This is a genomic window from Pseudomonas serbiensis, assembly GCF_030580745.1.
Lineage (GTDB): Bacteria > Pseudomonadota > Gammaproteobacteria > Pseudomonadales > Pseudomonadaceae > Aquipseudomonas > Aquipseudomonas serbiensis.
Genome location: NZ_JAUQOO010000003.1, coordinates 140712 through 166046, shown reverse-complemented (window position 1 = coordinate 166046; position 25335 = coordinate 140712). Strand labels below are relative to the sequence as shown.

Annotated in this window: 28 protein-coding genes and 1 pseudogene; 17 read left to right on the top strand and 12 right to left on the bottom strand. The window is 55.5% G+C overall.

Translation table 11 applies throughout. The features are described 5' to 3' along the window. Window positions 1-3: 3 nt before the first annotated feature. Entirely contained in the window at window positions 4-315 is a 312-nt protein-coding gene (locus Q6A51_RS05650; RefSeq protein WP_304574305.1) for a DUF6966 domain-containing protein, read from the bottom strand. Between the two features lie 105 nt (window positions 316-420). On the opposite strand from Q6A51_RS05650, the gene Q6A51_RS05645 reads away from it, so the two are divergent. From Q6A51_RS05645 to Q6A51_RS27445, 4 genes and pseudogenes are all read left to right on the top strand, one after another. Beyond that, entirely contained in the window at window positions 421-639 is a 219-nt protein-coding gene (locus tag Q6A51_RS05645) for a DUF6434 domain-containing protein (protein WP_201018501.1), read from the top strand. 210 nt (window positions 640-849) lie between these two features. Beyond that, the gene (locus Q6A51_RS05640) at window positions 850-2943 is read left to right on the top strand and encodes a hybrid sensor histidine kinase/response regulator (RefSeq protein WP_304574304.1); all 2094 of its coding nucleotides are present in this window, start codon (window positions 850-852) and stop codon (window positions 2941-2943) included. Between the two features lie 169 nt (window positions 2944-3112). Beyond that, window positions 3113-3631: pseudogene (locus Q6A51_RS27450) on the top strand (MCP four helix bundle domain-containing protein); the annotation flags it as partial. A 57-nt stretch (window positions 3632-3688) separates the two neighbouring features. Further along, window positions 3689-4756 carry a methyl-accepting chemotaxis protein gene (locus tag Q6A51_RS27445; protein ID WP_405046126.1) on the top strand — a complete coding sequence of 356 codons (1068 nt, stop codon included), beginning with the start codon at window positions 3689-3691 and terminating at the stop codon, window positions 4754-4756. 178 nt (window positions 4757-4934) lie between these two features. On the opposite strand, the gene Q6A51_RS05630 is transcribed toward Q6A51_RS27445, so the two are convergent. After that, window positions 4935-5468, bottom strand: coding sequence for an ankyrin repeat domain-containing protein (locus Q6A51_RS05630; protein WP_304574302.1), 534 nt, complete (start codon window positions 5466-5468; stop codon window positions 4935-4937). 51 nt (window positions 5469-5519) lie between these two features. Continuing rightward, entirely contained in the window at window positions 5520-7025 is a 1506-nt protein-coding gene (gene katB / locus Q6A51_RS05625) for a catalase KatB (RefSeq protein WP_201018504.1), read from the bottom strand. Window positions 7026-7472: 447 nt separating this feature from the next. Between katB and Q6A51_RS05620 the strand changes: the two genes are divergently transcribed. Next, complete coding sequence (locus tag Q6A51_RS05620) at window positions 7473-8198, top strand: GNAT family N-acetyltransferase (protein WP_304574301.1); 726 nt, start codon at window positions 7473-7475, stop codon at window positions 8196-8198. Between the two features lie 10 nt (window positions 8199-8208). Here Q6A51_RS05620 and Q6A51_RS05615 read toward each other — a convergent pair whose 3' ends face one another. After that, window positions 8209-8766, bottom strand: coding sequence for a TetR/AcrR family transcriptional regulator (locus Q6A51_RS05615; RefSeq protein WP_201018506.1), 558 nt, complete (start codon window positions 8764-8766; stop codon window positions 8209-8211). A 181-nt stretch (window positions 8767-8947) separates the two neighbouring features. Here Q6A51_RS05615 and Q6A51_RS05610 point away from each other — a divergent pair, with 181 nt between their 5' ends. From Q6A51_RS05610 to Q6A51_RS05600, 3 genes are all read left to right on the top strand, one after another. Continuing rightward, complete coding sequence (locus tag Q6A51_RS05610; RefSeq protein ID WP_304574389.1) at window positions 8948-10042, top strand: alkene reductase; 1095 nt, start codon at window positions 8948-8950, stop codon at window positions 10040-10042. Between the two features lie 75 nt (window positions 10043-10117). Then, window positions 10118-10906 carry an SDR family NAD(P)-dependent oxidoreductase gene (locus Q6A51_RS05605; protein WP_304574300.1) on the top strand — a complete coding sequence of 263 codons (789 nt, stop codon included), beginning with the start codon at window positions 10118-10120 and terminating at the stop codon, window positions 10904-10906. 18 nt (window positions 10907-10924) lie between these two features. After that, complete coding sequence (locus tag Q6A51_RS05600) at window positions 10925-11740, top strand: oxidoreductase (protein ID WP_201018508.1); 816 nt, start codon at window positions 10925-10927, stop codon at window positions 11738-11740. 31 nt (window positions 11741-11771) lie between these two features. Here Q6A51_RS05600 and Q6A51_RS05595 read toward each other — a convergent pair whose 3' ends face one another. After that, window positions 11772-12176 (bottom strand): DoxX family protein, encoded by a 405-nt coding sequence (locus Q6A51_RS05595; RefSeq protein WP_201018509.1) that lies wholly within the window; start codon window positions 12174-12176, stop codon window positions 11772-11774. 95 nt (window positions 12177-12271) lie between these two features. Here Q6A51_RS05595 and Q6A51_RS05590 point away from each other — a divergent pair, with 95 nt between their 5' ends. After that, entirely contained in the window at window positions 12272-12652 is a 381-nt protein-coding gene (locus tag Q6A51_RS05590; protein WP_201018510.1) for a winged helix-turn-helix transcriptional regulator, read from the top strand. A 95-nt stretch (window positions 12653-12747) separates the two neighbouring features. Next, complete coding sequence (locus tag Q6A51_RS05585) at window positions 12748-13599, top strand: CAP domain-containing protein (protein ID WP_201018511.1); 852 nt, start codon at window positions 12748-12750, stop codon at window positions 13597-13599. 25 nt (window positions 13600-13624) lie between these two features. On the opposite strand, the gene Q6A51_RS05580 is transcribed toward Q6A51_RS05585, so the two are convergent. Continuing rightward, window positions 13625-14053 (bottom strand): nuclear transport factor 2 family protein, encoded by a 429-nt coding sequence (locus Q6A51_RS05580; protein WP_201018512.1) that lies wholly within the window; start codon window positions 14051-14053, stop codon window positions 13625-13627. Window positions 14054-14347: 294 nt separating this feature from the next. On the opposite strand from Q6A51_RS05580, the gene Q6A51_RS05575 reads away from it, so the two are divergent. From Q6A51_RS05575 to Q6A51_RS05565, 3 genes are all read left to right on the top strand, one after another. After that, window positions 14348-14875: a DUF3237 domain-containing protein gene (locus Q6A51_RS05575; RefSeq protein ID WP_304574299.1), complete on the top strand. Its 528-nt coding sequence runs from the start codon at window positions 14348-14350 to the stop codon at window positions 14873-14875. 251 nt (window positions 14876-15126) lie between these two features. Next, complete coding sequence (locus Q6A51_RS05570) at window positions 15127-15735, top strand: hypothetical protein (protein ID WP_304574298.1); 609 nt, start codon at window positions 15127-15129, stop codon at window positions 15733-15735. Window positions 15736-15745: 10 nt separating this feature from the next. After that, window positions 15746-16324: a hypothetical protein gene (locus Q6A51_RS05565; protein WP_304574297.1), complete on the top strand. Its 579-nt coding sequence runs from the start codon at window positions 15746-15748 to the stop codon at window positions 16322-16324. Window positions 16325-16366: 42 nt separating this feature from the next. Here the strand turns inward: Q6A51_RS05565 and Q6A51_RS05560 are convergent, their stop codons facing one another. Next, a complete protein-coding gene (locus Q6A51_RS05560; protein ID WP_201018515.1) occupies window positions 16367-17311 on the bottom strand; it encodes an alpha/beta hydrolase in 945 nt (314 codons plus the stop codon). A 235-nt stretch (window positions 17312-17546) separates the two neighbouring features. Here Q6A51_RS05560 and Q6A51_RS05555 point away from each other — a divergent pair, with 235 nt between their 5' ends. From Q6A51_RS05555 to Q6A51_RS05540, 4 genes are all read left to right on the top strand, one after another. Beyond that, window positions 17547-18029 carry a GNAT family N-acetyltransferase gene (locus Q6A51_RS05555; RefSeq protein WP_201018516.1) on the top strand — a complete coding sequence of 161 codons (483 nt, stop codon included), beginning with the start codon at window positions 17547-17549 and terminating at the stop codon, window positions 18027-18029. Window positions 18030-18419: 390 nt separating this feature from the next. Further along, window positions 18420-18701, top strand: a complete 282-nt coding sequence (locus tag Q6A51_RS05550) for a DUF1652 domain-containing protein (protein ID WP_201018517.1) — start codon at window positions 18420-18422, stop codon at window positions 18699-18701. A 662-nt stretch (window positions 18702-19363) separates the two neighbouring features. Next, entirely contained in the window at window positions 19364-20800 is a 1437-nt protein-coding gene (locus Q6A51_RS05545; RefSeq protein ID WP_304574296.1) for a pyridine nucleotide-disulfide oxidoreductase, read from the top strand. Window positions 20801-20875: 75 nt separating this feature from the next. Then, on the top strand, window positions 20876-21112 hold the full coding sequence (locus Q6A51_RS05540) for a DUF465 domain-containing protein (RefSeq protein ID WP_201018518.1): 237 nt from the start codon (window positions 20876-20878) through the stop codon (window positions 21110-21112). A gap of 59 nt (window positions 21113-21171) precedes the next feature. Here the strand turns inward: Q6A51_RS05540 and Q6A51_RS05535 are convergent, their stop codons facing one another. The 5 genes from Q6A51_RS05535 to Q6A51_RS05515 all read right to left on the bottom strand — a co-directional run bounded on the left by Q6A51_RS05535 (window position 21172) and on the right by Q6A51_RS05515 (window position 25312). Then, entirely contained in the window at window positions 21172-21975 is an 804-nt protein-coding gene (locus Q6A51_RS05535) for a DUF3618 domain-containing protein (RefSeq protein WP_304574295.1), read from the bottom strand. After that, window positions 21972-22388, bottom strand: a complete 417-nt coding sequence (locus Q6A51_RS05530) for a phage holin family protein (RefSeq protein WP_201002838.1) — start codon at window positions 22386-22388, stop codon at window positions 21972-21974. The genes Q6A51_RS05535 and Q6A51_RS05530 overlap by 4 nt, the downstream gene beginning before the upstream one ends. Beyond that, a complete protein-coding gene (locus Q6A51_RS05525) occupies window positions 22388-22921 on the bottom strand; it encodes a hypothetical protein (protein WP_304574294.1) in 534 nt (177 codons plus the stop codon). The genes Q6A51_RS05530 and Q6A51_RS05525 overlap by 1 nt, the downstream gene beginning before the upstream one ends. A gap of 258 nt (window positions 22922-23179) precedes the next feature. After that, window positions 23180-23368 carry a carbon storage regulator CsrA gene (gene csrA / locus Q6A51_RS05520; protein ID WP_002554157.1) on the bottom strand — a complete coding sequence of 63 codons (189 nt, stop codon included), beginning with the start codon at window positions 23366-23368 and terminating at the stop codon, window positions 23180-23182. 591 nt (window positions 23369-23959) lie between these two features. Beyond that, a complete protein-coding gene (locus Q6A51_RS05515; RefSeq protein ID WP_201002834.1) occupies window positions 23960-25312 on the bottom strand; it encodes a GntP family permease in 1353 nt (450 codons plus the stop codon). Window positions 25313-25335: the final 23 nt, after the last annotated feature.

Here is a 25335-nt window from a genome sequence, read left to right as displayed (position 1 = left end):
GGCTTACACCCAATCAATCTCACCCAAAAGCCGAGCAACCTCATCCCGCAACCTGTAAAACCTCTGATTCAACTCCCCATACCCCGACTTCCAGCACAAAACGCCATTGCGATAACTCTGCCCCAACATGAGATCGTTGAACGAACCCATGCCGCCGTAGGCCGAGCGCAGTTTCGTTATTCCTGACAGATCAGAGTCAGCCAACCGGGCGCGGGCATCGCGCATCCATTGGCTCCAATGCTCTTCACCGTCGCTTTCCAGCAGGGCAATGAGTTCGTCCAGAACACTGATCAGCTCTTCGGTTTTTGTGCTCATTTTGAGTCTCGCTTGAACCTGTTGTGTTCATGGAATACCGCGACGATTATGTCTCACTCATTACCCTCGAACACAACGCCCCATCATCCATACAGGCCAGCCCCCATGCCCTTCAACTGGCACTCCGACCCCATTACCCAATCCACTCCCGTCACCGCCACTTACAAAAATACCCAGAACGTCCGCCGCTTCATGACCGAGCATTGCGGTCCTGATTTCAAATTCGACCGACCCTTCATGGCCTGGATCATCGATGGAACCACGAAGACCATGGGCGACCTGGTAGATGAATGGTTGCGCAGGCATCAGGGGTTACCTCGTTAGGATATTCTTTTGCCTTTCGTACACCTGTTTGGATATTTTTGTCATCTGGCGCTCTTTTAGCCGGTTACGATGGAATTTGCTGAGGTCTCAGTGCTCTAATGATTTCAAAGCGCCACTAATTTTTGGCAGCAGCCGTTTTTTCTCGTAGCGTGTGCATGCATTTCTGCGGAATGTGAAACAGCGTAATCAATACCTTCAGGTACAGCAGCATTGACTCCGACCGATATTGAAAGCCTGAAAAGCCAGTTGAAGGCGCTTGAACAGGAAAACCTGAGCCTTAAAGATCAGCTGTGCACCAACAGGCAGAAAGCCGAGCTGGAGTTGGCGTCTTCTCAGGAGCGCTACCGTTTCCTGTTCAATGCCATGGATGAAGGTTTCTGCATCATTGAGTTTTTCGATGGTCCGCACGGGCCTTTGAGTGACTACATCCATATCGAGGCCAACCCGGCCTATGCCTTTCATGCCGGTATTCCCAATGTCGTCGGGCAGAAGCTTCGTGAAATGGTTCACGAAGAGGCCGATGGCTGGGTCGAGTTCTATGGCAAGGTGCTGCGTACCGGTGAGCCGATCCGCTTTGAGCGTGAACTGGTGGCGACCGGGCGTTATCTGTCTCTGACGGCCTTTCGTATCGAGCCGGCCAGTCGTAACCAGGTGGCGGTGCTATTTCAGGACATTACCGAGCGCAAGCGTGCCGAAGAGGCCTTGCGGCAACTGAACGAGACGCTGGAAGCTCGCATCATCGAGGCGGTTACCGAGCGTAAGGTGCTCTCGGATGTGGTCAACGGGACCAATGCGTTCATTCATGTCATCGGTCCCGATTACCGCTGGCTGGCGATCAACGCTTCTGCCGAGCGAGAGTTTCAGCGTCTGTTCGGTGTCACGCCCAAGGTTGGCGACAACATGCTTGAGTTGCTCAAGCATCGGCCTGACAGCCAGGCGGTCATTCGCGGTTTCTGGGATCGGGCGCTGGCAGGGGAGGAGTTTGTCGAGGTCACCAGTTTTTGCGATTCTGCGGACGATACCCGGCACTATGAAATTCGCTACAGCAACCTGCTTAATGTCGATGGCGAGCGGATCGGTGCCTATCTGTTTGCCTATGACGTGAGTGAGCGTCTTCAGGAGCAGGCTCGTCTGAGTCAGGCCGAAGAAGCCTTGCGGCAGTCGCAGAAGATGGAGGCTGTCGGTCAGCTTACGGGTGGCATCGCTCACGATTTCAATAATCTGCTGACGGGCATTACCGGTTCGCTGGAGTTGCTTAAAGCGCGCTTGAGTCAGGGGCGTTATAACGAGATTGATCGCTATGTTGCCGCTGCACGGGATGCTTCCAAACGTGCCGCTTCGCTGACTCATCGCTTGCTGGCCTTTTCGCGACGTCAGACCCTTGATCCCAAGCCTGTCGATATCAATCGGTTGGTGATTGGTATGGAAGAGCTGATTCGTCGCTCCGTCGGGCCGCACATCACGGTGGAAGTCGTGACGTCAGTCGGGTTGTGGTCGACATTCATCGATGCGCCCCAACTGGAAAATGCGCTGCTGAACCTGTGCATCAATGCGCGCGATGCCATGCCTGAAGGCGGGCGCATTACCATTGAAACAGCCAACAAATGGATCGACGAGCGTGCCTCTCTGGCGCGTGACCTGCCGCCAGGGCAATACCTTTCACTGTGCGTGAGCGACACCGGGACCGGGATGTCGCCGGAAGTCATCAATCGCGCCTTCGATCCGTTTTTCACCACCAAGCCATTGGGGCAGGGCACGGGGCTTGGGCTTTCGATGGTGTATGGCTTTGTGCGCCAGTCCGGTGGCCAGGTGCGGATCTACTCGGAAAAGGATCAGGGCACGACCATGTGCCTCTATCTGCCTCGGCATTACCTCGGCACGCCGCAGGATTTGCCTGATGCGGAGCCAGCGGAGATCCTCCGTGCCGAGTGTACGCAGACGGTCATGATCGTTGACGATGAACCCACCATTCGCATGCTGGTCAGCGAAGTCATCGAGGATCATGGCTATATTTCCATCGAAGCCGGGGAAGGGGCCACGGCCCTGGAACTGCTGAGCACCGATATGCGTGTGGACCTGCTGGTCACTGATGTCGGCTTGCCCGGTGGCATGAATGGCCGTCAACTGGCCGACGCGGCACGCATCATCCGGCCTGACCTGAAGGTGATGTTCATCACCGGTTATGCCGAGAACGCGATTATCGGCAACGGCCATCTTGAGCCGGGCATGTGGGTGCTGACCAAACCGTTCACCATGGAAGCCTTTGCCAGCCGCATCCATGAAATGCTGAACATGGATGACTGATCTTTCTGGCGACCCCGGAGGTCGCCAATGCTTTTTTCTGCATTAAGAATATTTATGGAGTAATAACTCCAGATTCAATTGTGCCCATAGCCTGGGTGGGAGTAGATTGCGTTTGTTGATAGCCATTGGCTATCCGATTTGCCAACTTTCACTCTCGCTGGGGTGCGTCATGAGTAAACCCGTTTCATTGGCAAAGCGCATCGGATTGGGCTTTGCGTCTGTGTTGTCCTTGTTGGTGCTGGTGACCGCTGTGGGTATCCAGCGGGTGGGTTTCATTGACGATACCTTGAAGTATGTCAGCGACAATTCGGCGCTGATCCAGCGTTATGCAATCAACTTTCGTGGCAGTGTGCACAACCGCGCCATTTCCGTGCGCGATGCCGTGCTGGTCAACAACGACCAGGACCTCAATCGGCACCTGAACGAGATCGTGCGTCTGCGTAAGGAATATGACGTTTCCGCCGAGCCGATGGACCGTCTGTTCGCCGAGAAGAAAAACGTCTCCAGCGAAGAGAAGCGTCTGTTGCAGGACATCAAGGATATCGAGCGCAAGGCGCTGGCTTCTACGGACAAAGTCATCGAGCTGCGCCGCAACAACGACGTGGCGGGTGCGCAAGCGATGTTGCTTGCCCAGACTTCTGCCGATTACAGCGAATGGCTCAAGCGCATCAATGCGCTGATCGATCATGAAGAAGCGCAGATCAAGGGGCTGCTCGATAACGTGCAGGCAGCCGCTGGCGGCTTCATGCTGTTGATGGTGATTGCGACTGCGGTGGCGCTTTTGCTCAGCATCGGGGTGTCTGCGACGATCATTCGTTCTGTGAAGTCCACGTTGGGTGCTGAGCCTGCAGAGGTTGCCGAGGTCATTCGTCGTCTGGCCCGTGGCGATTTGAATCAGAAGATTGAGTCGGCTTACCCTGACAGCGTCATGGGAACCCTGAAAAACACCTTGGGGAATCTGGCCCAGACCATCAATGAAGTACGGGCTGCGGCTGCCCACGTAACCGATTCGTCAGCGCGTCTGCTGTCCACTTCGGCCAGCAATAATCGCCAGATCAGCCTGCAAACCAATGAAGCCCAGCATATTGCTACTGCCATCAACCAGATGGCGGGTTCGGTCAGTCAGGTGTCGGGCTATGCCTCTCAGGCTTCCGAGGCGACCAAGGTTGCAGATGGTCAGGTTGAAAGTGGCCACCGCATGGTGGGCGAAGCCGCCACGACCATTCAGAAACTGGCAACCATTCTGGAGCAGGCCACGCAGACGGTGGGTCAGGTTTCCAAAGACAGCGAAAACATCGAGAGCGTGATCGAGGTGATCAACTCCATTGCGGCGCAAACCAACTTGCTGGCGCTCAACGCCGCCATCGAGGCTGCCCGTGCCGGTGAGTATGGCCGAGGCTTTGCGGTGGTGGCTGATGAAGTGCGCTCGCTGGCGACGCGCACCCAGGAGTCCACCCAGGAAATTCGCGAGATGATCAGCAAGCTTCAGGGCGGTACGCAAGGCGCGACCCAGATCATGCAGCAGAGCTGTGAGCTGGCCCGCACGACCGTCGAGCAGACTCGGGATGCACAGGCAGCACTCAGCAGGATTCGTGAAGAGGTCGGGGCCATCAACGACATGAACGCCCAGATCGCCAGTGCCTCTATTCAGCAGAATGCCGTGGCGGATGATGTTGCACAGAATATCAACCGTATCCACAGCTCCACCCTTGAGTCGGCAGCCGGATCGCGTGAAGTGGCGAGCTCCAGCGAAGAGCTGGCGGAACTGGCTGATCGGTTGACCGGGAAGGTGGCGTTTTTCAAGGTGGCGTAAGCCCGCTTGGCAGGAGCGAATACATTCGCGAGGCAGTGTTGAAGGCAATACATTTTCTTTGGATGTACGGGCCTCTCGCGAATGAATTCGCTCCTGCGCGCAGTGGTATTTCTGGCGATAAATCTCTTGGAACATACCGGCCCCGTCGCGGCCAAGGCCCCCTCCCACAGGTTTGGTTCTACTGCACGGGCGGTGCCTGAAACTCGCCTCTGGACAGGTTGTTCACGTCATTCCCCATACTGTCGCGAAGGCTCAGGTCGGCGCCTTTGGAGGCCAGGGCTTGCAGAATTTCGGTTCGCTGGAACAGGGCGGCATACATGGATGCTGTCTGACCGGCGTTATTGCGTTGGTCGGGCGCGCAATGGGCTTCGACCAGGCGTTTGGCGATACTCAGTTCGCCTTTGAATATGGCGCCCATCAAGGCGGTATTGCCTCGTTTGTCTTCGGCGCAGGGGTCCGCACCGGCATTGATCAATTGAGTAACGAGTTGTTCGTGGCCGTGATAGGCCGCCAGAATCAACCCCGTATAGCCTTTCTCGTCCTGGATGTTCAGGTCGTAGTGAGCGTCGATGAAGGTTGCCATCATCTCGCTGTTTCCCTCTCGGGAAGCGTCGAAAAACAGGGTGCGTAGCTGGTTGGTTGTCTGGTCCGAAGGTGTTTCTGCCTGAGCGACTGCGGCAAACAGCACCAACCCGTAAAGTAAGGTTCGCATGGGCGTTCTCCTGAAAACAGCCAGCCCCTTGCGGGGCCGGCTATCGACTTGTCAGTCTTTGAGGTTCGCAGCCAGGGACTTGACCTTGGCCAGATCACCCTTGGCCACTTCGGTTACCCGGGTGCCGTAGTCTGGATCAGCCTTGTAGAGGAACGAGAGCACGATGTTCTTGCTTTCGGTGTCGGTGTCAGCCAGCGACTCGCCAAAGCTCTGGACCAGATCGCTCTTTTCCTTGGTGTTGTAGGAACGATACAGATCGCCTGCTTGCTTGAAGTTCTGCTCGCGGGTGATCTTCGCCTGCTGGGTAGTGCCGCTTACTGGCGACTGGCTGTAGCGTGCCTGAGTATCGGACGGACGCGGGCTCAGACGGCTTGGCTCGTAGTTGACGCCACTGGTGGTGTGGCCAGTGTTCATTGCGCCATCCTGGTTGCCGTTGTTGACCGGGACTTTCGGCTGGTTGACCGGCAGGCTCAGGCCATTGGCGCCCAGACGATACATCTGCGTGTCGGCATAGGAGAACACACGGCCTTGCAGCAGGCGGTCTTCGGAAGGTTCGATACCCGGTACCAGGTTGGCCGGAGCCATGGCGACCTGCTCGGTCTCCTGGAAGAAGTTATCGACGTTCTTGTTCAGGACCATCTGACCGATCTTGCGCTCGGGTACGTCAGGCCAGATCTTGGTGGCGTCGAGCGGGTCGAACTCGAATTTTGCGAGATCGGCAGGTTTGAGCACCTGAATGTAGAGATCCCATTTCGGGAAGTCGCCTTTTTTGATCGCGCTGACCAGATCGTTGGTCAGGTGGCTGAAGTCCTTGGACTGCACTTGAGCCGCTTGTGCCGGATCGAGGTTCTTGATGCCTTGCAGTGATTTCCAGTGGAACTTCACGTAATGGACTTCGCCCTTGGCATTCACCAGTTTGTAGGCGTGTACGCCATTGCCGTCCATGAAGCGATAACCGGCTGGCGTCCCTTCATTGGAGTACAGCAATGTCAAAGTGCGAGTCGCTTCCGGGACGTGGGAAAAAAAGTCGAAGCGGCGGGAGTCATTACCCAGATTGGTTCTAGGGTCAGGCTTGAAGGCATGAACCATATCGGGAAACTTGATGGCGTCGCGAATAAAGAAGGTCGGAAAGTTATTACCCACCAGGTCCCAGTTACCATCGGCGGTATAAAACTTGGTGGCGAAGCCATGGGGGTCGCGCAATGTTTCAGGTGAATGGTTGCCATGCACTACGGAGGAGAAGCGCACGAAAACCGGAGTCGCCTCACCCGACTTGAACACCTTTGCCTTGCTCAGATCGCTGATATCGGCCGACGCGGTAAATTCACCGCGAACCCCTGTACCACGGGCGTGAACCACGCGCTCAGGAATACGCTCGCGATCAAAACGCTGGAGCTTTTGCAGCAACTGCACATCCTGCAACAGCGTAGGCCCTTGAGGGCCGGCAGTCTGTGAGTTCTGGTTGTCGCCCACCGGCGCACCATTGTCGCGGGTTAATGTATCTGCTGCATAAGCGGTCGGAATAACCATTAAGCCGACAGCAGTTAAACGCAGCATCTGTCCAGACCAGTTTAAAAACGGCATTTTTTGAATCCCTCATATTTTTGTATTCAGCGCACTTATCCTAGGCGGATGAATATTTATCTGTAATCGTAAAAATTTATCGGGGCGATTGAGATAAATGTGTGTGACGTACATATGGGGGACACGGGTGAGTGTAGATGAGAATCGTTATTTGTATGTTGGCTTTAATATGTTTCTGAAGGTTTCATATGTGGGTGATATTAAATTAATGGCTCAGAGAATGTCGGGCAAGTGTCCTTGTCGGGAGTTTTCGTGTTTCTGTTGGCAATAATGAGTTATCTCCCTTAAAACAGCGCGATTCAATTCGGGAGGGCCTTGCTTTTGTGGCGGTCATTTTTATTGCTTCCGTGCTTGCGGCCAATGCGCGTTATGATGGCGCGGCCAGATTGTCATGAGTAAGCCCCGGAGCCCCTCGTTTTGATGTCCATTGTCACCCTGCTTGAAGCCACGCCTCCAGAAGCCATCAAAAGCCAGATTCTGCAGATGGTCGTCGATTACGTCACCGACATCAGCATGGTCGCCATTGCCCCGAGCAATCCGCTTTACAACCTCTATCAATATGGCATCGGCTACGAGGTTCATCTCTATCTGGATGCAATGAATGGCTCCAAAGGCATTCCGGTCGAACTGATCGTGGCGCTGGATGAACAGGACCCCTCCATCGTGACCGGCTTCGTTCTGTACCTGCCGGTCAAGGATGATCCTGAAGCCTGTGCCGTGGCGTATATGGCCGTGCGGGAAAGCCACCGTCGCCGTGGTATCGCACGCGGGATGCTGCAGAAAATGCTTGGCCGTTACCCTCACGCCGAACTTTCCTGCGTCGTCGGCAAGGTGCCGTGCTTTGAATCGCTGGGCTTTCAGGTCATTGGCGCACGCGGCCCGCAGGTCATCATGAACACCCGCGATCACGGCACGGAGGGGCTGTTGGCAGTGCTGGATGTCGCGCCGATCTATCGCTCAGTGGAGGTGCGGCAGATTCATGCGTACCTGCTCAAGCAGCACGGGAAAAGAGCCATGGTGGACGCCGAGAAAAAGCGTGACCGGCACCTGGACGAGATGACACGTCACGCCACGGCGTTTGTGATCGAGCGGTTGGGCGAGGGCGCCTTGCGCAATGGCGGGCGCGGGCCGGTGTTAGTGGGCTGAGTGAAATCGCCTAGTCCTGCCCGAGTATCTGCGCTCTGCAAGCCTCGATGATCTCATCCGCCAGCGGCGAGTCATCCGGGCAGGAGCGTGACAATACAATTGCGCCGACCGCATGGGCCAGCATGCTGATCATTCTTGCCCGCTGTTGATCCGCCTCGTCCGTGTCGGGGCTTGCAGAGTCAATCTGTTCAAGCATTTTTGTGATCCCTTCTGCAAACGTCGCCTTGACCTCCTGCGATTGACGCGCAGCATCCCCGCAGAGTGCGGCCATTGTGCAACCGACGTTCCGGCCATCGCGGTGCTTGCGGGACAGGTAGTGATTGATGAACTCGGCGACGCTGAGGTTTTCGCTATTGGCCAGGCTCTTGGCAAAACTGCTTGCAGCGGCTTCGGCCATCAGGTCGGCTTTGGAGCCGAAGTGCTTGTAGAACCCGCCATGGGTAAAACCGGCAGCCGCCATCAGGTCGGCGACGCCCACGCCGTCATAACCCCGCTCACGAAACAGCTCTGAAGCCGTATCGACGATGTGCGCTCGATTCGCCTGCGCCTGCGCTTTGCTGACTCTCATATCCACATGCCTTTTGTGCTTACGCTCAAGTCGTCACTATACATTGATGTCGCTCATCATCAAAACTGTTGACGTCTAAGATTATGATCATCATCATAATCGTCAAGCCTGCCTCGGGAGCCGACGCATGGCGATGTGCTCCTTTGGCAACGACCTTCAATTGATGTGGAAGCAAGACGACATGACCGAGAAAACCTTGTTCGAGCCTTACACCCTTGGCTCCCTGACACTCTCCAACCGGATCGTTCTAGCGCCGTTGACGCGCAATCGCGCGGGTGCCGGTTTCGTGCCAAGTGAGTTCGCCGCGACTTACTACAGCCAGCGGGCGTCGGCGGGTTTGCTGATTTCAGAAGCTACGCAAATCTCGCAGCAGGGGCAGGGCTATCAGGACACGCCTGGCATTTACACGCAGGCGCAGATCGACGGCTGGCTCAAGGTTACCGATGCTGTCCATGCGCAAGGCGGGCGAATCTTCCTGCAGATGTGGCACGTCGGACGTGTTTCGCATGTCGACCTGCAGAAGAATGGCGCTGCTCCGGTTGCTCCCTCTGCGATCCGCGCCGAGACCAAGACGTTCGTCAACAACAGCTTTGTGGATGTTTCCGAGCCTCGGGCGCTGGAGCTCAATGAACTGCCAGGCATCGTCAACGATTTCCGCCAGGCCGCGGCAAACGCCATCGCCGCAGGTTTCGATGGCGTCGAGATTCACGGTGCCAATGGCTATCTGCTGGATCAGTTCATCAAGGACAGCGCCAACGTACGCACCGATGCCTATGGGGGTTCCATCGAGAATCGTGCGCGTCTTCTGCTGGAAGTGACAGCGGCTGTGGTCGAGGAGATCGGCGCTGAGCGTACAGGCATTCGTATTTCGCCGGTTTCGCCAGCCAATGGGGTTTCAAGCAGTGATCCGCAGGCCCAGTTCGATTACATCGTCGATCAGCTCGACGCCCTGGGCATTGCCTACCTGCATGTTGTCGAGGGGGCGACCGGCGGGCCGCGTGACGTTGCGCCGTTCGATTTCGACTCCCTGCGCCGACGCTTCAAGAACACCTACATCGCCAATAACGGCTATGACCTGGACCTCGCTACCTCCCGGCTGAACCAGGACAAGGCCGACCTGTTTGCTTTCGGGCGTCCGTTTATTGCCAACCCGGATCTGGTTGAGCGATTGAGCAGCGGCGCGCCTCTGGCAGCGCTCGATCCGACCACGATTTATGGCGGCGGCGCAGCGGGATATATCGACTATCCGACCTTCGCAGATTCTCAAGCGCAGTAAAACCCGCAGAGCCACGGATTGATGTGGCTTCGCACCTATCCCGACATGCGTTCACCTAATCAAGAGAGCCATTTCATGACCAGCCTTTCGACAGTCCTCATCACCGGTGCTTCTTCTGGCATTGGAGCTACCTACGCCGAGCGTTTTGCGAGTCGTGGCCACAATCTCGTACTGGTTGCCCGCGACAAGGGGCGACTGGAAACTCTCGCTGCGCGGCTGCGCAAAGAGCACGACGTCGCCGTCGACGTTCTGCAGGCCGATCTCACTCGTGCCGACGATTTGGTTAGCGTGGAGACGCGCCTGCGCGATGACGCGCAAATCGGAATTCTCATCAACAATGCCGGGATAGCCCAGTCTGGTGGCTTCCTCGACCAGACCTCCGAAGATGTCACCCGGATGGTCGGATTGAATACGGTGGCCTTGGTCCGGCTCGCCAATGCCATCGCCCCGCGTCTTGTTCAGGCTGGAGAAGGCTCCATCGTCAATATCGGTTCGGTGGTTGGCCTGGCCCCGGAATTCGGTATGTCGGTCTATGGGGCGACCAAGGCGTTCGTATTGTTCCTTTCCCAAGGCCTGAATCTGGAACTCGGCCCCAAAGGCATTTACATACAGGCCGTTCTTCCGGCTGCAACCCGCACCGAGATCTGGGAGCGTGCCGGTATCGACATCAATACGCTGTCCGAAGTGATGGACGTGGGCGAGCTGGTTGATGCCGCTCTTGTCGGTTTTGATAAGCGTGAGCTTGTGACCATTCCGCCATTGCACAACGCCGCTCGCTGGGATGCGCTGGATGCTGCTCGACAAGGCCTGCTGTCGGATATCAGGCAGGCGCATGCTGCCGAGCGCTATCAAACCGCTTCGTAACCCGCTGAAGAGGTCTTCATGAAAACCAATAAACCAGTGGCGCTCGTTACGGGCGCTTCTTCAGGTATAGGCGAAGCCACGGCCCATAAACTCCTGGCGGCGGGTTACACGGTCTATGGCACGAGTCGACGTGGTGATCTCGCCGGTCAGCGGCGTTTTCCATTACTGGCTCTGGACGTCACTGACGACGAATCCGTCGATGCTGCGGTCAACGAGTTGCTCAAGCGGGAAGGGCGCATTGATCTGTTGGTCAATAACGCGGGCTTCGGGATTGCTCCGGGGGCCGCGCAAGAAAGTTCTATCGAACAGGCCAAGGCTCTCTTCGATACGAACTTTCTGGGTATCGTGCGCATGACCCGTGCAATTGTGCCGCACATGCTTGAGCGTGGTAGCGGACGGATCATCAATATCGGCTCGATTCTCGGCGCTGTTTCGGTGCCTTATGTCGCGCTTTACTGCGCCAGCAAGCATGCAGTGGCGGGTTACTCGCAAGCGCTGGATCATGAATTGCGTACCCGTGGGGTTCGAGTCTCGGTCATCGAGCCTGCCTATACCAGGACGCAGTTCGAGGCTAATAACATTGAGCCGGATGCAAAGCTCAACGAGTATGAGTCGATTCGTGCGCATGTTACGAAAGTGGTCAAACAAGCCATGGCGAACGCCGACGAACCCTCCATCGTCGCCGACGTCGTGTTGCAGGCGGCGAGTGCCGAGCGGCCGAAGCTTCGTTACACCGCGGGCAAGGCTGCAAGGCAGTTGCAGTTCTTGCGTCGATTCGCACCGGCGAGCGTGCTGGATGCGGGTATTCGCAAGAACCTGCAACTTGATACCTGAGCTTCCTTTGTCGTCAGGCACGCCGTCTGGACTACTGACTTTCCTGTGAGAAAGCCATGACCTGACCATAGGGTGATGGCACTTCACGGGCGGCATTCTGGGTGTAGAAAGAGGTTGTCAGCAGTACCAGACACACCACTGCTGGCAATGCTCCACCGGGCTTGCGCACACCGATATAGGCCAGTGCGGAAAGTAGCAGGTGATAGAAGACGCCGGCGTAGGCGAGGTCGCTAAGCCCTACGTTGAAGCGCGAGACAATGACGACCACTGCCAGAATTTTCGTGACAATAAGCAGAGGCACGAGATATCCGGGATAACCCAGTTCCCCCAGCGTTTCACGCACCCATTCACTTTTGCGAATGTACATGGCTGCGGAAACCAGATAGAGCGCAGACAGCAACAGTGTGCTGATCCAGTAGGCGTAGTTTTCAATCATGGAAGTGTCCTGTACGGGTTGTAATGCATCGACTCGCGGCGAGAGTGTCGTCTAATATGAAAAGCCGCAAGTAGGATGAAAAAGTGATACTTAGTATGGAAAACCAGACTAACGACGACGAAAAGATCAATATGCACGAGGAAATGCGCCGGGCATTCTCGTTGCTGTCGGGCAAATGGAAGCTGGAAATAATGTGGTTGCTCAACCAGCGGATCTATCGCTTCGGAGAACTGCGCAAGGCAATTCCAGGCATTACCCAGCACATGCTGACGGCGCAACTTCGCGAGCTTGAAAACGATGGCCTGGTGTCGCGCACCGTGTTTGCGCAAGTGCCGCCTCGTGTCGAATATGAAATCACGACCAAGGCGCGCGGGCTTGGGCCAACCATGGAAGCGCTTATGGTCTGGTGGAACGAGTACGGGAATAGCGTGCCGGCAAAACCGGGTACACGCGGTCGCAAGGCAAAAAACAGTTAACGTTATTCAGGATGATTCAGGCCCCACCCGCAGAGTGCAATTTGCCACGTAAATCACGCATCATGTGCGGGTCCGGTCTAAAGGTAGGCTCCTTCATGCGCGTCATGTCATCCGCTTTGCGTCTTGCTGTGCTGTCATTGGGAATGGTGTTTTCCGTTGCTGCGCTGGCAACCGAAGAAACGCAACTGGCAGAGTCCATCAATCTCTATCGCAGCCAGGTTCAACGCTGTGCCGGGCAGGTTTCCATGGAGCTGCCGCCGCTGGTCAGTGATTCACGTCTGGTGTTGCCGGCTACCGGGTCAGGTGATTTGCAGCAATCGCTGGCACGTGCCTCCTATCCGATGGTTACTGTGCAGGCTATCAGCCTGTCGGGGCCGCGGGATGCGCAATCGGCCATGAAAGCGGTGCAGGAAAGTTTTTGCCAGGTAGTGCTGGACCCGCAATTCGTCGACATCGGTGTGAGCCGGGAAGGGCGCGAATGGCGCATTGTACTGGCGCGCTCTCTGCTGGCTGCGCGGCTGGGAGAGTGGCAGGCTGAAGGGCAAAAGCTGCTTGAGCTGATCAACACAGCACGCACGCAGCCACGTCAGTGCGGTACTCAGGCCTTTAATGCCACGACCCCGCTGGCCTGGAATGCCACGCTGGCAACGGCGGCTGAAGGGCATACCCGGTCCATGGCCAATAACAGCTTCTTCGATCACAAAGGGCGCGATGGCAGTACGCCGGGGGATCGGGCCGAGTTGGCCGGTTACATCGCCCAGCAGATCGGTGAGAACATCGCCGCTGGCCAGGACTCGGTGCGCAAGGTGGTCGATGGCTGGCTAGCCAGCCCCGGCCACTGCGCCAATCTGATGAATCCGGGCTTTCGTGAGTTGGGCGCAGCCTATGCGATCGACCCCAAGAGCGATGCAGGAATCTACTGGACGGCCATGTTCGGTTCGCAGTGAGAACTGGCCGTCCGCATGGCCTGAATCAGAAACGGAACGCTTGTCTGCCAATCAATAACCATTGGCCGTTCTGTTTCTGCCAGATCTGAAAGTTTTCGATCTCGGTCGGCACTACCTTGCCGCTGTTCACTGCCTGGGCCGAAAAGTGATTGCGCACCAGGGCGACATCGCCGGAAAGGGTGATTTTCTGGTTGAGCATTTTCAACTCGTTGAAAGCACTTTTCCCGGTTTCGATATCAGCAATGAATGCCTGCTTGTCCTGAATGTTACCGCTGGAGTGGCCGTAGGTAAGATTGTCTGCGGTCAGCTTTTTCAGTTGCCCGATATCCTTGTGCAGCATGGCCTGGGTCAGCTTGTCCACGGCAGCGGCAACATCGTTCTCATCGGAAGAGGCGGCGTATACAAACCCGGTGAAGAGACACAGAAAACCCACAAGCAGTTTGAGCTTTTTCATGAACAGGTCCTTTTTTTGTAGTTAGATTAAGACGGACAGACGGTCTGGATAGTGAGTTCCTTGCATTCGTCTGTCATCGTACAACTTAGCCGATTTTATCGGGATGGCAAGGATTTGTTGCTCTGGCCGCGAATGTGACCACCATCATATTAAGTGAACTGGCGGGTACAATTATCTTGACAACCAAACTGGGATGAGCCGAAACTTGATGCACTTTGAATAGTGCTATTACTATAAAAATGTAATGCCAATGTGCGCAGATGTTCGCACATGGATCGAGCGAGAGGGCTTGATATGAATGTCATTGATTTTACCGACTCTCGCAAGAGAACCGAACGTGCTGTAAGTACCACAACAAAGATCCCTTTGTTGGAAAACGTTCTCACTATCACATTACGTACCGATGCTCCGGCGTTTCTGGGTATATGCAGCGACGGTCTTCGCAGTAATACCTCGATTGTCGGCGGGGAGTTCCATGGCCCGCAATTTCAGGGCGTAGTACTGCCAGGTGGTTCCGATTTCTTTATCGAGAACTCAGGTGATGTTGCGCACTTGAATGCACGCTTTACCTTGCGCACTGACCTGGGTGAACTGATCAACGTCATCAACAAGGGCGTGCTTATCCTGGATGAAACGGCTCAGCAGGAAATTCAGGACGGCGTATGGCCGGTGACGGCAGGTCATTATGAATGCACCTGCACTCCACGTTTTCAGGTCGCGATGGGCCCTAATGACTGGCTGGAGCGCAGCGCCTTTATCGGCAAGATTGAATATATATATGCCAATGAAACCCTGTTGAATATTTATCGTATCAAGTACTGAAACTCATAACTTTCGCTCCAGGGTGGGAGCGTGAGCATTGCCCGGTAAAACCTCTTTCCTGCGCCTCCAGCCTTTTCCTCCCTCGCCACATCAATTAATTAGCACGCCTGATACAGAGTGGTTACAATCGCCGCCCTCGATGGCATTCGGCCATCGTTTGCGTGCCACGGACGGGCGATAGCCTGTGGTATGCCCTCACTCTCTACAGGTCAGATGGCGCTTTGCGGTGACATCTCAAGGATGTGCGTTAAATGAATAAGTTGCAGTACGCCGCGATCGGCTTCATGGGGCTGATGTTGACCGGGTGTGTTTCCTTCACGCCTGCAGGCCCGATTGCCCCTCCTATCGAAATTGCGGAACACACCTTGCCTATAGGGGCCTCGGTCAAGGACGTGCAGGTTTCGGATGAGAGCATCAAGGCCGATGTGCGTCGTAATATCGGCGTTCAGTTGACCAGCCAGATCAATACGTACATTGAGCGAGGCGAGTTCTTCCAGAAAATGATCGTGTTCCCGGCCAGGCTGGGTGAGAAGGATGTCGATCTGACGTTCAACTTCACGTCTCTCAAGGGCAAGCGTACGCCGCACCCTGGCTATTTTCCTGGCGCCTTGCTGACATTGACGGTCTGGATCTGGGTCAATGGCCCGATTTATGTCGATGCATATGATCTTTCGGGTGAGCTGAGCATCACCGATCGCACAGGCAAGCAACTGGCCCTGTCACGGCAGGTGCTCAAGCGCGACCAGAACACGGGTTTGTGGGACAACGACTATTACAACATGACCCTGGGTTCTCATCAGTTGACCGAGCTGGTTAATGTCCTGCTCAAAGACGCCACTCAACAACTTCCCAAAGAATAAGGCTATTTCCGTGAACAAGTTTTTTGCGTTGCTTGTCGTTGTTTTTTCCCTCAGCCTGCAAGGCTGCATGACGTACTCCCATCATGAGTTGACGCCTGTCGGGCAGTGGCCGCTTGCTCAGACCAAGCAGGATAAACCTGTCGTCTACCTCAAAGTGCTCGCCGAGTATGCTCATAACGACAATGCGATGAACACTAATACCAATATCGCAGGTCTGGAAAAGCAGTTGGTTCAGGAGTTTCAGGACAGTCAGCGTTTTGCCAGGGTTACCACCGAGCAGCAATCATCCGGCGTGTATGTCACTGCGACACTGCGTAATCATGAAGAAGGCAATCTGGCTGGCGCTTTTCTGACAGGGTTTACCTTTTTCCTGATCCCCAACACGTTTGATAACACCTTGTCGCTTGAGTTGACCTTCCGTGACAAGGACGGCAAGAAGCTGGGCCAGGTGCGTAAACAAGAGAAACTGACAACCTGGATGCAGTTGTTCCTGGTTTTTGCTGTTCCCTTCAACGAGTCCTCGGACGCGCTGATCAAGCAACTGGCACGCAGTACGCTTGAAGAGGCCGCCAACAAGGGGCTGATCTGACCTGATCGATGCCGTGCCGAAATATTTTCGGCACGGTAGCAGTCATCCCGCCTGTTTCTGCCTGTTCTCCTCTTTCTTTGCATGTTCCGGTGACGCCGTAGCCTTCAACAAGGCTTGAATCGCCTGGCTATAAGCCTGCCTGCCCAGACGCATGCTGTTGTTGTGAGTACCGCCCGGCACCAGCAACAGATTCTTGGGCTCCTGTGCGGCCTCGAACAATTCCTCGCTGAAGCGTGCCGGTACATAGCGGTCGTCGGTGCCATGTACGATCAGCACCGGCATGTGAATGTCCGCGATCTTGTCCAGTGAGTCGAATTTCTGCGAAAGCAGCCAGCGCACGGGTAGCGATGTATTGGCAATGGCCGTGGCGACATCGGCCAGGTTGGTGAAGGTGGACTCGATGATCAGGCCGCGAGCCTGTGCCGGCGTGTCTTCTTTCTTGGCTTCGCGCCCCAGTTCTGCAGCCAGGTCCACCGCCACGGCACCCCCCAGGGAGTGGCCGTAGATCAGCCTGCGTTGCGGGTCTGGTTGCAGTTGCTTGAGACGATCCCAGGCAATCCGGGCGTCCTCATAAACGGTGGTTTCAGACGGCAGTTGCCCCATGCTCTGACCAAAGCCCCGGTAGTCGATGGCAAGAATCGAGAAGCCCAGTGCCCGCAGTTGTTCGATACGAAACAACTGGCCGGTCAGGTTCCAGCGTGAGCCGTGCAGGTACAGAACCGCTGGAGCATCCTTGCGCGTTGCAGGCCACCACCAGGCATGGATATTCTGCGAGGTGCCGAATGCCGGCGTGTTGAGTTCCAGCTCCTGCACGTCGGCGGGCAGGCCGCTGTACCAGCTGGCATTGCCGGGTTCGATGCGAAAGACCAGCTCTCGCTCCTTGTGTTCCAGCACCGCACAGCCCACAGGCAAGCCAATAATGATGGCCGCCATGCATGCCCAGGTAAATCGGCGTGCCTTGAGGCGAGCAAGAGAGAATATCGGCATGAGGGTGGTGTTCCGGTAAACAAAATGAAATAAATGCCGCTTCTGTATCCGCGTTGCAAGGCGGTGTGTAGAAAATCGGTTACAGAATATTGCGTCGGCGGCAGGCCCTGAATCCGCAGGGATAGCGTCAGGCAATATTTCATGTCGTGATTCTGTCGTGCGGCAGTGCGGAATCTGTCGGGTCGCATATAGTCCTATCGCTTGTTATTCAAACCCTTCAAGAGGTTACTGCTCAATGTTCCATCACCGTCCAATGGAAGAGAAAGACATCCCCATCGTGTGCGAGCTGCCTCAGAATGCCGACGAGCTGTTTTACATGTTCCCCAGAGCGGTCTATCCACTGACACCGCCTCAACTCAAGGAGGCCATGGAGACTCGTTTCGACTCGACCGTGATTGAAATGAATGGCGAAGTGGTCGGATTTGCCAATTTTTCCCGTTCTGATTTCCGTGGTCGCTGCTCGCTGGGCAATGTGATCATTGCACCCAAGGCCCGCTCCAAGGGCGTGGGGCGTTACATGATCAGTTGCATGATGAATATCGCGTTCGACAAGCATGAAGCCACCGAATTGACCGCTTCTTGCTTCAATCACAATGTTCCAGGCCTGTTGTTTTATCCCCGCATGGGGTTTCGGCCGTTTGCCATTGAAGAGCGGCGGGACAAACACGGTGCCCGTGTGGCCTTGATACATCTGCGTTTGCCTCGTTCACCGGAATAATAATGTCGCGTTGTGTGCGGTATTTTCAGGCTCTTTTAACGAAGTGAAGAGCCTGAAAGTGCCGCTGTTTTTCGTCGCTTCATGGACCGTTTGTCTGCCTTCTGAGTGATCACGTGCAATGCTTTTTGGCCAAAGTATCGGACAAAAGGGCTGATAGTCCCTGATGAAACGTTTTTTCTGGTCGTTATCATAAGTAATTCTGAAGGGGTGCTATATTAATAGCCGGGCAAGAGGTTTGCCTGATGTGAAGGATGAGCGTATAAACAGGTTTATATGCAGTATTGATGGTAATTAGTTGGCGGGCAATGGAATGTCTTGCTTGGGCGGGAAACTAAAAAAGCATTGGCAAACTGCTGATCCCTGCAGCGTTTGATAAAAAGGAGATGGCAAATGATCGCTTCTGGACTGTCTACACTGGAATTGCGAAATATAATAGAAGTTGCTTTTTTACCATTGAGTTGTACCTGTACTGTCGTGCCGGGCCTTACGCCTGAAAGAACAACCATGTCCGTGCAGATAGCCGATCCATCCACGGGTCGTGTAGAGCTTTCAGTCACTGGAATCTCCCTGGACAGGCTCAAGACCAGCCGGGACATTTCCGATCTGGTAGCGGAGTTGCGCGATGAGCGGGCTCATCACGGCCAGCTTCAACCTCACTATCACACGGCCTGACGCACGTCAGATTCTATTCGCATAACCTGTACCCATAACGCCTGACTCCATAACGCCCCGGTCATTCATGGCCGGGGCGTTTGCGTGTGTATCGGTTTTGAGTCAGTCACGATTTCTGGGGTGCTTGCGAACAGGTTTGTCAATTTGCTGGCGCTGGCCTTTTGCGGGTTTTTCCCTGGGCGATGTAAAAATAAAAAGTCATCGAATGCTTTGAAAGTGGGCGGGATAAGCTAGTTTTAGAGCAGTAGAGTTATTATTTTCATAAGGATCATGTGGTTGCGGCGGTGAGCAGATTTTTTTCAGGTTGTTTGAAGGTTATTTGACACTTTGCGTGTTCTTTGCAAGTATTCATTCAGTCCTTTCTCTTCTGTCCGGCGCTGGCTGGATATATCGGGTTTCATGCAGGTGTCGTCCGCGTCTGTTTAATTAACGGGCTGGCGGTAGCTTTATGTTCAGTCTTGTTGAATATGAAAATGTTTATGCCGTATCAAGAGGCTTTTGCAAAAGCCCATGTGCATCAAGGCCTGGTGCACCTCTCATAAAATAAAGATAACGGGAAGTTTCTCTGCTCAAGAGCCTTGTTCTTGGGCGCCTTGCCTTGCGCATAACTTCCAGAACTTCTGGATCGCACCAACGTATTTATATGACGATGGAGCCTCATCATGTTTGAAGAACATTTGGAAACAACATGTGGATGTGTTGTAGGAGGCGCCGGGCTCGCGGGTATGGGGTTTTTATTCAACGCGCTGAAAAGCGGTACGTTGGCCGATATTGCACGCAACGGCTTGATAGTGCTTGATGCCAGTGACAATCCCGGAACCGGGGTGTTGGGGCAGTACCGCATCACGGCCAACTCGGTTGGAGATGTGTTTATTGATTGCTTGCGCGATCCGGCGTTGAGTGAGGTGTTCGAGCCGCTGGAGTCTTCACCTGCTTACTGGCGTATCAGAGGTCAGGCCCAGAGCGCTCCGCAATTGTCTGATGTCGGGCAGTTGATGGCCGAGGCGTCCAGGCTGTTGCTGAACTATATCGTCCATCACCATGGCGTGAAGATCTGGCGCTGTACGACCATTACCGAGGTGATCTGCGACGATGACACGTTCTGCCTGAAGGTTGAAACCGAAGGCTGCATGCGTCTGATCCATTGCCGGACGCTGGTACTCAATCTGGGAGGGCGCCAGGACCCTCAGCATCTGATCCGTGGGCTGGCAGATCAAGGCCTGGCAGTGCCTGCTTCGATGAATATCCAGAGCTCCGACATGCTGCTGCGAATGAATGCCGTACAACTGCGTGAAGTCTTTGCACCTGCTCTGGCCAGTGGAAGACGCATAACCGTGGTCGGAGGCTCTCACAGTGCATTTTCGGTTCTGGAAAATCTGGCCGATGCCCTGGAGTTTGCAGGTTTGCAGGAAGTGACGCTGGTCCACCGCACGCGAATCCGCCTGTTCTATGAAAGTGTCGAGCAGGCTGTGGCGGCCGGTTATGAGTTTGACCCTCAATCCGACATCTGTCCGATATCGGGGCGTATCAACCGTTCCGGTGGCTTGCGCTACAGGGCGCTGGATATCGGTTGCGAAGCGCTCAAGAGCGGTCGGATCGGCAAGACAGGCGTGCGTGTGCAGTTACTGCAGACCAGCGGTGGCCAGCCCGCAGATTATGAAAAGGCAGGGCAGGCCTTGGCCGAGTCCAGTGTCGTGGTGCAATGCACGGGTTATCAGCCTCGCTTGCCGTCCCTGACTTACCCCGATGGTCGCCCGGTGCGTCTTTGTGAAACCAAGGGAGGCCTGGACTCCGATGCTTCGGGTTGCCCGCAGGATCAGTTCGGTCGCCGTTTGCATGGCCTGCATCTGTTTGGAATCGGAGCCGGGCTCAAGGCCGACCCTCAACTGGGCAGCGAACCCTCATTCGATGGGCGGATATATGGCGTCTGGCAGTTTCATCATGATGCCAGCCGGGCAGTGATCGATGCCGTTCTGGCAAGGTTGCAGGACAAGGTCCTACCGCTCGAACCTTCACGTCACAGCCAGATGCAGCCCCTGGAAGAGCGTGCTCCTGTATGGGCGCCCCAGACGTCGCTTGTTCTGAACTTTCAAGGCTGAGGCCTGACTGTATCAGTAAGCCAGGCCTCACCTGCCGGGCTCATGGTTCAGCAGTTCTACAGGAGATGATTATCCATGCCAGTCAAACATGATCTATTCGCAGATTTGCAACTGACCCGGGAAGAAGTCGTCCAGCGCAGCAAGAGCGATGCGAAGTTGCAGCAATTGCTCGCGGATTATGACGATACGGATACTCAGGTGATCCATGCCGAAAAGGGACTGGCCGGAGGGATTGGTGATGATGAACTCAAGAAGCTCAAGGAGCGACGCCTTCAGGTAAAGGACCGGATCGTGCATTGCCTTCTGAGATGAATGCGATCAGGCCATGACAAGGGTGAACGGCCCTGCCTGAGCGGGGCCGTTCGCCTGACTCAACCCAGGCCGGGCGACGTTCCCGACGAAGTTCCCGGCAGTGGTTCGGAACGGCCCGCAAGGCTGTCATGCTTTTCTGGAAACGGTGATCTGTCAGGAGGCAAGCCAGTGCCTGTCGACGAAAACTGCTCATGGTCATTGTGCTGTGCAGGCGTATTGATCAGCTTGTCGCGTGCCTGGCCGATCAACCGTTTCTCACGCTCGCTGGCCGGCAAGGCTGCGCCGATGAGCGCTCCCAGGGCAACACCGATGGCGGCGACAGCCAAGGGCTGCTCGCTTAACAAGGTGTTGGCGCTGAGGCGTTTTTCCTGAAACGCCAGGCCTGTGTCGTGACCCGATTGCGACGAGAGTTTATCTCCGATACTGTCCGTCAACTGGCTGCCCTTGTCTTTCATGCGGGCAGCGGTTTCCTGCACCCTGGCCTTGGCACTGCTCAGGCTGTCGCCGACACTTTCCGCCATATCGCTGACTTTCCTGCCGACGCTGTCGATAGCCGAAGGGCCGGAGGAGGGCGTGCGGCTGCCCAGCATCAGCCAGATTATGCTCACCGATGCCAGTACGGCAGGCACCGGATTGGCCTTGACGTTATTGCCCAGATTGCCAACAAACTCGCCGCCGTTTTCCCGGGCGTAGGCCAGGGCCTGATCGACCCATTGGCCGGGTGATATCTTTTTTTCGAGCGCATCGACAATGTTGCCGATGCTGGAGCGTTGTGCATCGATTTCCTGTTCCAGGGTTTCCGGGCTCTTTTGCGGTGGCGCCTCGAAGTCTTCCGGGGTGCCGAAGCTGCTGTCTATGCTCATGAGACTTTCCTCTGGATAGCTTCCTTGTCTTTCTGCAAGGTGCTGGCGGTGCGTTCAGGTGCAAGACTGGCGGGGTCGAGCTTCTTGTTGCCAGCCATGATCATGAGATACCCCACGATCATGGCGACCACTGCGACAATCAATGCCGCCAGCCATGAGGCCATGAAGTGGGTCAGCACATAGACCGCTGCCTGCAACAATATGATGAAGCCGCCCAGAACCATGATCGCGCCAATGCCGATCGTCATGATTGCTTGTCTGGAGGTCTGGATCGATTCCCGCAGCTCGGCCTTGGCCAGCGCTATTTCCTTGTTGATCAGGGCTGGAACCTCATGCGCCAGTTGCTTGATCAAGCCCAGTACCGAGGTTTCGTTTTCAGGCGATCTCTCTGGAATGTCGGGTGTTGTCTTCATTACACATCTCCTCTGGACAGGCCATCCCTGTTCAAGCCATCCCGGTAGAGTTCATCGACAGGATCATCGGCAAACCCGGGGGCGTCTGTCGTCGAAGAGAGGGCGTCTGTTGCGGGCATCGATGCCTTGAGTACTCGTGACAGCCCAAGCCCCAGCGCAACACTGCCGCAGAGAAACAGCAGGGGGTTGTCACGCGCCAGTCTGCCCGCATCCTGCAACAACTCATCGGTGTTCTTGCCTCGCAGCTTTTCTGCCAGATCGTTCATGCCCTGTGCGATATCAGAGACGTATCGGGAAAGCCCCAGCGTGTCGTTATCCGATATCTCTTTTGCAACTGACTGAGCCGTCTGTGCCAGGTTGTCGATCTGATCTGCAGCTGTGTCGCGGTACTGCTCGAATGGCGCGTTGAGTTGTTCTTTCGTGTCCTCAAGGGGATGTTGGGTATCGTCCTGCAATCCTGGCAGAGGGTCCTGGCCTGTCGGCCTGCCAGCGTGTGCGTTGCCACTGACTGTGGGTTCATTCGTCGTAGCCATCGTCATTCACCGTATTCGGGTCATCAGGTAAAAGAGAATGCCCGGCTCACTACGCACAACGGGCTGGCATTGATCTGAGTGCTTGCTTGGGGTGGACTTGTGGGGTTCGAGCGATGTTCCGGGTGAATGACAAGTGGTCACTGCCGCGAGGGAGGGAAGATTGGGGGGCGGGAATAAAAAACGGCGCCTTTCACGGCGCCGTATGGCTGATCTGCCAATGGGGTGGCAGATCAGCTGAATAGAGGGGTGTAGCGGGTGTTATTGTGGGTCCTGGTTTGGAGCCAGTTCTGCCTGGATACGCTTGTAGATCTCTTCGCGATGCACTGAGACATTCTTCGGTGCGTTGATACCTAGCCGGACTTGCAGTCCTTGAACGCCAAGAATCGTCACGGTGATTTCGTCACCGATGTTTATGCTTTCGCCTACTTTGCGAGTGAGTATCAACATAATCTTTTCCTTGATGGCCTCTTGAAACGCCTCTATCAAGAGGCTGGCGTTTGCCTTTGCGTGGTGATTGTTGCCGAGTACATCCAAATGCATCCATCGTATGACGTTGCAGCGTTGAAATTAATTCCCTCGGGTCATTTTCTTGTCATCGAGATTTGCATCAACGATACGACGAGTACGCCAATTCTGCCCGTTTTGGCACGAAAATGCCCGTAATTACTGGCGGAAAGTAAAAAGTAACGTAAGTCGCAGCATACCTCGCCATTGCCGCCGACTTTCAGGAGGGCGTTGAGAGGGTCAACTCCCTGACATATGTAAGCGTAGGCATTAGTTTGAAACATTGCCTGAGCTTTCTGATATTTCAAAATGAAAGTGCGTAGTGGAGCGTAGGAAATCGGATTTGAGAGTGATTTACAGCATCATGCAGGCTGTCGCAGAGCCGCAGGGCCGGGCGTTGGCCGTGTCTTTGGGGCGGATGCTCAAGTGGCGTGCTCGTATAAATGAATGCATCTAAGCGATGGCGTGCCGGGGCGGGGGGAACAGTCTCGCGGGCATGAACTGCCCGCGAAACTTCATTGCATCGTGCGTCTGTTAAACGACCATCGACAACAGCAGGACAAAGATCAGGCCGACCACCGAAAGGATGGTTTCCATGACCGTCCAGGTCTTGAATGTTTCTGATACGGTCATGTTGAAGTACTGCTTCACCAGCCAGAAACCAGCGTCGTTCACATGGGACAGGATCAGCGAGCCTGCACCCGTGGCCAATACCAGCAGCTCACGGTTGACGCCGGGAATCAGTCCGACCACTGGCGCAACAATGCCTGCGCCGGTAATGGTTGCCACAGTCGCCGAGCCTGTCGCGATACGAATCACCGCAGCCACCAGCCACGCCAGAAGGAGCGGGTTGACCTGTGCCTGCACCGCCATGTTACCAATGACATCACCCACGCCACTGGCCACCAGCATTTGCTTGAAGCCGCCGCCAGCGCCGACGATCAGCACGATGGCCGCGACAGGCGCAAGACTCTGGTCCAGCAGCTTCATGATCTTGGTACGGTCAAAGCCACGTGCCGAACCGAAGGTGTAGAACGCCAGCAACAGGGCTGCCAGCAGGGCACTGATCGGGTGACCGATCAGGTCCATCCAGATACGGAACATGTTTTCCGGCGGGAATACCACGTCGGCAAACGTCTTGAGCAGCATCAGGAACACTGGCAGCAGGATGGTCACCAGCGTGATGCCGAAGCCGGGCAGGTTTTGCGTGCTCGACTCCTTGGCGATCTGATCCATCAGTTCCTGGGAAGGTGTGCCGGGAATGTACCTGGAAATCCATTTGCCATAGATCGGGCCTGCAATGACGGCAGTCGGCAGTGCGATGATCAGGCCGTAGAAAATGGTCTTGCCGATGTCAGCACCGAAAATACCGATGGCCAGCAGCGGACCCGGGTGCGGCGGTACCAGCCCGTGAACGGCCGACAGACCGGCCAGCAGCGGGATACCGATCTTGACGATCGACACACCGGTACGACGCGCCACAATGAATACCAGCGGGATCAGCAGCACGAAGCCGATCTCGAAGAACAGCGGGATCCCGACCAGAAACGCGGACAGCATCATCGCCCAATGCACTTTCTGCTTGCCGAATGTGCGGATCAGAGTTTGCGCGATCTGATCGGCACCGCCCGAGTCAGCCATCAGCTTGCCGAGCATGGTGCCCAGACCAAGGATGATACCGACGAAGCCCAGTACGCCACCGAAACCGTCCTGGAACGATTTCATGACCTTTTCCACCGGCATGCCGGAGGTCAGGCCCAGGAAGCCCGCTGCAATGGTCAGTGCAACGAAGGGGTGAACTTTGAATTTGGTAATCAGCAGCACAAGGCCGACGACGGTTACCAACGCATCTATCAGCAGGTACGTCTCATGGGTCATACCGAACATGGGAGTTCTCTCCGGTTGTCTTT

Bases quoted from the DNA above. Each gene is read 5' to 3' on its own strand.
- Q6A51_RS05650 (WP_304574305.1), bottom strand. From the start codon at position 315: ATGAGCACAAAAACCGAAGAGCTGATCAGTGTTCTGGACGAACTCATT.
- Q6A51_RS05645 (WP_201018501.1), top strand. From the start codon at position 421: ATGCCCTTCAACTGGCACTCCGACCCCATTACCCAATCCACTCCCGTC.
- Q6A51_RS27445 (WP_405046126.1), top strand. From the start codon at position 3,689: ATGCTGTTGATGGTGATTGCGACTGCGGTGGCGCTTTTGCTCAGCATC.
- Q6A51_RS05630 (WP_304574302.1), bottom strand. From the start codon at position 5,468: ATGCGAACCTTACTTTACGGGTTGGTGCTGTTTGCCGCAGTCGCTCAG.
- katB (WP_201018504.1), bottom strand. From the start codon at position 7,025: ATGCTGCGTTTAACTGCTGTCGGCTTAATGGTTATTCCGACCGCTTAT.
- Q6A51_RS05620 (WP_304574301.1), top strand. From the start codon at position 7,473: ATGTCCATTGTCACCCTGCTTGAAGCCACGCCTCCAGAAGCCATCAAA.
- Q6A51_RS05615 (WP_201018506.1), bottom strand. From the start codon at position 8,766: ATGAGAGTCAGCAAAGCGCAGGCGCAGGCGAATCGAGCGCACATCGTC.
- Q6A51_RS05610 (WP_304574389.1), top strand. From the start codon at position 8,948: ATGACCGAGAAAACCTTGTTCGAGCCTTACACCCTTGGCTCCCTGACA.
- Q6A51_RS05605 (WP_304574300.1), top strand. From the start codon at position 10,118: ATGACCAGCCTTTCGACAGTCCTCATCACCGGTGCTTCTTCTGGCATT.
- Q6A51_RS05600 (WP_201018508.1), top strand. From the start codon at position 10,925: ATGAAAACCAATAAACCAGTGGCGCTCGTTACGGGCGCTTCTTCAGGT.
- Q6A51_RS05595 (WP_201018509.1), bottom strand. From the start codon at position 12,176: ATGATTGAAAACTACGCCTACTGGATCAGCACACTGTTGCTGTCTGCG.
- Q6A51_RS05590 (WP_201018510.1), top strand. From the start codon at position 12,272: ATGGAAAACCAGACTAACGACGACGAAAAGATCAATATGCACGAGGAA.
- Q6A51_RS05585 (WP_201018511.1), top strand. From the start codon at position 12,748: ATGCGCGTCATGTCATCCGCTTTGCGTCTTGCTGTGCTGTCATTGGGA.
- Q6A51_RS05580 (WP_201018512.1), bottom strand. From the start codon at position 14,053: ATGAAAAAGCTCAAACTGCTTGTGGGTTTTCTGTGTCTCTTCACCGGG.
- Q6A51_RS05575 (WP_304574299.1), top strand. From the start codon at position 14,348: ATGAATGTCATTGATTTTACCGACTCTCGCAAGAGAACCGAACGTGCT.
- Q6A51_RS05570 (WP_304574298.1), top strand. From the start codon at position 15,127: ATGAATAAGTTGCAGTACGCCGCGATCGGCTTCATGGGGCTGATGTTG.
- Q6A51_RS05560 (WP_201018515.1), bottom strand. From the start codon at position 17,311: ATGCCGATATTCTCTCTTGCTCGCCTCAAGGCACGCCGATTTACCTGG.
- Q6A51_RS05555 (WP_201018516.1), top strand. From the start codon at position 17,547: ATGTTCCATCACCGTCCAATGGAAGAGAAAGACATCCCCATCGTGTGC.
- Q6A51_RS05550 (WP_201018517.1), top strand. From the start codon at position 18,420: ATGATCGCTTCTGGACTGTCTACACTGGAATTGCGAAATATAATAGAA.
- Q6A51_RS05545 (WP_304574296.1), top strand. From the start codon at position 19,364: ATGTTTGAAGAACATTTGGAAACAACATGTGGATGTGTTGTAGGAGGC.
- Q6A51_RS05540 (WP_201018518.1), top strand. From the start codon at position 20,876: ATGCCAGTCAAACATGATCTATTCGCAGATTTGCAACTGACCCGGGAA.
- Q6A51_RS05535 (WP_304574295.1), bottom strand. From the start codon at position 21,975: ATGAGCATAGACAGCAGCTTCGGCACCCCGGAAGACTTCGAGGCGCCA.
- Q6A51_RS05530 (WP_201002838.1), bottom strand. From the start codon at position 22,388: ATGAAGACAACACCCGACATTCCAGAGAGATCGCCTGAAAACGAAACC.
- Q6A51_RS05525 (WP_304574294.1), bottom strand. From the start codon at position 22,921: ATGGCTACGACGAATGAACCCACAGTCAGTGGCAACGCACACGCTGGC.
- csrA (WP_002554157.1), bottom strand. From the start codon at position 23,368: ATGTTGATACTCACTCGCAAAGTAGGCGAAAGCATAAACATCGGTGAC.
- Q6A51_RS05515 (WP_201002834.1), bottom strand. From the start codon at position 25,312: ATGTTCGGTATGACCCATGAGACGTACCTGCTGATAGATGCGTTGGTA.